Origin of the sequence: Streptosporangium fragile (genome assembly GCF_039534445.1) — a bacterium.
GTDB lineage: Bacteria > Actinomycetota > Actinomycetes > Streptosporangiales > Streptosporangiaceae > Streptosporangium > Streptosporangium fragile.
In genome coordinates this window covers 25,436-29,413 of sequence record NZ_BAAAVI010000027.1, presented here as the reverse complement: position 1 = coordinate 29,413, position 3,978 = coordinate 25,436, and the positions used below count along the sequence as shown (strand labels likewise).

General features: G+C 72.4%; 4 protein-coding genes. 2 read left to right on the top strand and 2 right to left on the bottom strand.

What is annotated here, in order from left to right; genetic code table 11:
* On the top strand, positions 1 to 544 hold a 544-nt coding region (locus tag ABD841_RS19455; RefSeq protein WP_344973444.1), incomplete at its 5' end, for an FG-GAP repeat domain-containing protein.
* Positions 545 to 562: 18 nt separating this feature from the next.
* Here the strand turns inward: ABD841_RS19455 and ABD841_RS19450 are convergent.
* On the bottom strand, positions 563 to 1,210 hold the full coding sequence (locus ABD841_RS19450) for a response regulator (protein ID WP_344973441.1): 648 nt from the start codon (positions 1,208 to 1,210) through the stop codon (positions 563 to 565).
* The gene (locus ABD841_RS19445; protein WP_344973438.1) at positions 1,201 to 2,451 is read right to left on the bottom strand and encodes a sensor histidine kinase; all 1,251 of its coding nucleotides are present in this window, start codon (positions 2,449 to 2,451) and stop codon (positions 1,201 to 1,203) included. The genes ABD841_RS19450 and ABD841_RS19445 overlap by 10 nt, the downstream gene beginning before the upstream one ends.
* A 193-nt stretch (positions 2,452 to 2,644) precedes the next feature.
* On the opposite strand from ABD841_RS19445, the gene ABD841_RS19440 reads away from it, so the two are divergent.
* A partial coding sequence (locus ABD841_RS19440; protein WP_344973435.1) for an acyltransferase occupies positions 2,645 to 3,978 on the top strand: 1,334 nt, incomplete at its 3' end.

Here is a 3,978-nt window from a genome sequence, read left to right as displayed (position 1 = left end):
TCCCTACTACGGCACCCGAGGCACCTACTTCGCCGACGTCACCGGCGACGGCCGCGCCGACGCCATCGTCGTCAACGACGACCGCGTCACCGTCCGCCGCTCCACCGGCACCCGCTTCAAGCCCAACGAATCCTGGACCGACAACCCCTACTACGGCACCCGAGGCACCTACTTCGCCGACGTCACCGGCGACGGCCGCGCCGACGCCATCGTCGTGAACAACGACGGCGTCACCGTCCGCCGCTCCACCGGCACCCGCTTCAAGCCCAACGAATCCTGGACCGACAACCCCTACTACGGCACCCGAGGCACCTACTTCGCCGACGTCACCGGCGACGGCCGCGCCGACGCCATCGTCGTGAACAACGACGGCGTCACCGTCCGCCGCTCCACCGGCACCCGCTTCACCCCGAACGAGCCCTGGACGTCGAATCCCTACTACGGCACCCGAGGCACCTATTTCGCCGACGCCACGGGCGACGGCCGCGCCGACGCCATCGTCGTCAACGACGACCGCGTCACCGTGCGGCGCTCGCAGCGCTGACCGGGACGGCCGATCGCCTCAGGACCTGAGGTAGGCCAGGACCGCGAGGACGCGGCGGTGGTGGTCGCCGTCCTCGGCGTACAGGCCGAGCTTGGCGAAGATGCTGCGGATGTGCTTCTCGACGGCCCCGTCGCTGATCACCAGCTGGCGGCCGATGGCCGGGTTGGACTTGCCCTCGGCCATCAGGCCCAGCACCTCGCGCTCGCGGGGGGTGAGCTGGGCCAGGGGGTCGTCACGGCGGCGGCGGACCATCAGCTGGGCCACCACCTGCGGGTCGAAGACGGTCCCGCCGGACGCGACCGCGCGCAGGCCGCCCATGAAGTCGTCCACGTCCACGACCCGGTCCTTGAGCAGGTAGCCGACCGCGCCTCTGGCGTCGGCGAGCAGGTCGTCCGCATAGGACACCTCCACGTACTGGGACAGGATCAGGATGGGCGCGCCCGGGACCTTCCGCCGCGCCTCGACCGCCGCGCGGAGCCCCTCGTCGGTGAAGCCGGGGGGCATCCGGACGTCCACCACCGAGACGTCCGGCCTGTGCTCGGCGACCGCTCTCACCAGGCCGTCACCGTCCCCCACCGCGGCGACCACCCGGCAGCCGAACTCCTCCAGGAGCCTGATCAGGCCCTCCCTGATCAGTACCGCGTCGTCGGCCACGACTACCCGCACGGAACCTCCGCCACTATGACCGTCGGCCCACCGACGGGCGAATCGACCACCAGTTCGCCGTCCACCGCCTTCAGGCGGTCAGCGAGACCGGACAGACCATGTCCTTTGGCGACATGCGCGCCGCCGACCCCATCATCCCCGATCGTGAGCATGAGGACGTTGCCGATCTTGCTCAGCGTGACGGTGCAGACGGTGGCGTGGCTGTGTTTGGCGGCGTTGGCCAGGGACTCGGCCACCACGAAGTAGACGGTGTTCTCGATCGCCGCGGCGAAGCGCCCCTCGACCTGGACGTCCAGCTCGACGGGGATGGTGCAGCGCCCGGCGAGGGCGGCCAGCGCGGGGGCCAGGCCGCGGTCGCTCAGGATGGGCGGGGCGATGCCGCGGGAGAGGGCGCGCAGCTCGTCGAGGGTCTCGCGGGTGGAGACGATGGCATGGCTGAGCATCTCCTCGACGGCCCGCGGGTCGCGCTTGAGCTGGCGCTGGGCCCGCGACAGGTCCATGGCCAGGGAGACCAGGCGCTGCTGCGGCCCGTCGTGGATGTCGCGCTCCAGCCGGCGCAGCGCGTTGGCCTCGGCGGAGACCGCCGCGGCCCTGCCCTCGGCCAGGTCGTCGATGCGCTCGTGCAGCTCGGCGACGCCGGTGAGCATGGCCCGGCCGAGCCCGGCCTGGAGGAGCGCGGCGCTTCGCACGATCATCGGGAGGGTCAGGGCGAAGAGCACGCCGATGACGGTGTTGATGAGGACGTCGATCCACACGCTGCCGCCCAGGCCGAGGAGCAGGCCGAGACCCCCGTTGTTACCGGGGATGGCCTCGATGATCCACCCGTAGAGCGGGTAGGTGAGGCCGAGGATCGTCCCGGCCCACCAGGTCACCGTGAATACGAAGGTCACAAGAGAGATCGGGAAGGCCACGATGCCGTAGAGCAGGTCGAGCCACGACTGCCCGTTGGTCAGCGGGTTGACCAGCCTGCGGAACCACCCGGCGTTCTCGGCCGCGGGCCGGTACCTCGGCCGGGCGACCGGGCGGCCCAGCACCTCCGGCAGCCGGCGCCGCTCGACGTCGGCGAAACCGCGGGCCACCAGGAGGGTCGTCGCCAGGATCGGCAGGCCCACCCACACGACCACCGTGCCGACCCCCGCGGCGAAGCCGGCCGTCATCGCCACGAACCAGATGATGGCGAGAGGGAAACCCAGGATGAGGTAGCGGGTGTCGGCGCCTATGCGGCTCAGGAGGGTTCTCATGCCGACAACGCTAGGGCGGCACATCTGCGTGTTCGACCCTGCGGACCGGTGTGCGGGGGTAGGGCCAGCCCTACCTTCCGCGGTGGGGTGATCTTGCCGGGAAGACTGCTGCGGGCGTGACTGCGCTCTCAGGGGCTCGGACGGGAGGCTCTTCACAACGCTCCCCCACGCCCCCAGAGGAATCGAGAGCCCCGTGACCGCCCTGATCTCGCGCCCAGCGGCCCGTACGGCACCGGCCCCCGCCGGTCGTGACCCGTTCATCGACGCGCTCCGCCTGTTCGGCATCGCCCTGGTGGTCCTGCAGCACTGGAGCATGCCGGTGCTGTCCTTCGCCGACGGCCGCATCTCCACCGGCAACGCGCTGGCGACCGGGAACGGCTGGCTGATCACCTGGATCAGCCAGGTGATGCCGCTGGTGTTCTTCGCCGGCGGCGCGGCGAACGCGATCAGCTGGCGGGGCGCGGTCCGGCGCGGCGGCACGGCCCCCGGGTGGCTGGCGGTTCGGCTGCGCCGGCTGGCGTGGCCGGTGGTGCCGCTGGCGGCGGTGTGGCTGCCCCTCCCCCACCTGCTGCTGGGACTCGGCATGCCGGAGCAGCCGGTGATCACGGCCTCGCGGCTGGCCGGGCAGTTGCTCTGGTTCCTGGCGATCTACCTGGTCGCGGTGGTGCTGACCCCGCGGATGCTCAGGGCCGACGCGGCGTACGGCTGGCGGGTGCCCGCCGCGCTGGCGGCCGGGGCCGTCACGGTGGACATGATCCGATTCGGCAGCGGCCTGGAGGTCACCGGGTTCCTCAACATCGGGCTGGTCTGGCTGGCGGTGCACCAGCTCGGCTTCCGGTACGCCGCCGGGCGCCCGGGCCGCCCCTGGCTGCTGGCGCTGGGCGGGTACGGCACGGCCGTGGTGCTGGTGGCGTTCGGCCCGTACCCGCTCAGCATGATCGGGATGCCGGGCGCGGCGATCTCCAACATGGCGCCGCCCACGATCGCGCTGCTCGCCGTGGGGGTGGGCCAAATCGGGCTGGCGCTGGCGCTGCGCCCGTGGATCGCCGCCCTCGTGGGCTGGCCGGGGGTGGCCAGGTTCCTGGGCTGGGCGGGCCCGCGGATGATGACCATCTACCTGTGGCACATGAGCGCGCTGTTCGTCATCACCTCCGTGGTCGTGGTGGGCCTGGGGATCTCCACCCCGGAGCCGGGCACGCCGGCCTGGCTGTCCGGTTGGCCGCACTGGCTGGTCGTGCTGGTCCTGGCGATGTGGCCGCTGCTGCGGGGCTTCGCCCGCTTCGAGGAACCGCCGGCCGCCGCGCCGTACGCCGGGGGGACGGTCAGGGTCGCGGTGGCCACCGCGCTGGTCGGGACGGGGCTGCTCACGCTGACGGTGATCGGCTTCACGCCCGGTGCGGCGCCCTTGCTCGGGACCGGCGCCATCGTGACGGGTCTGGCGCTGACCCGCTCGGCCGCCCGCGTCGCCCCCGCCGTCCCGGCGCCCCACGCCACCTCCACCCGCGTCACTCCCGCCGTCCCGGCGCC

Excerpts from the sequence above, each read along its gene's own strand:
- ABD841_RS19445 (WP_344973438.1), bottom strand. The coding sequence starts at position 2,451 with ATGAGAACCCTCCTGAGCCGCATAGGCGCCGACACCCGCTACCTCATC.